Origin of the sequence: Niallia sp. 01092 (assembly GCF_052318935.1) — a bacterium.
Lineage (GTDB): Bacteria > Bacillota > Bacilli > Bacillales > Cytobacillaceae > Niallia.
The window spans coordinates 1-248 of record NZ_JBQRKO010000089.1; the positions used below are offsets into that span (position 1 = coordinate 1).

A 248-nucleotide genomic window follows, 5' to 3' on the forward strand; every position below is an offset into this window, starting at 1 on the left:
AATCAAAAAATGCTAGAAATTCCACTCTAAAGTGAGATTTCTAGCATTTTTTCATATTACATTTTATCTAGTTGGCAGAGCATGATCCGCAATTACAACACCAGCAGATGCTTTAGCTTTTTTCTTCTCACTTGTATTTCCTGACTCTAATGGCAAGTGGGGAAATAGCAACTCTGCTACTCGATAAGCTTCTTCTAAGTGCGGGTAACCAGATAAAATAAATGTATCGATGCCAATTTCTTGGTATT

Annotated in this window: 1 pseudogene; it reads right to left on the reverse strand. The window is 35.9% G+C overall.

The window, feature by feature from the left end:
* Positions 1–63 precede the first annotated feature (63 nt).
* Positions 64–248, reverse strand: a pseudogene (locus ACTXGU_RS22455) (alkanesulfonate monooxygenase); the annotation flags it as partial.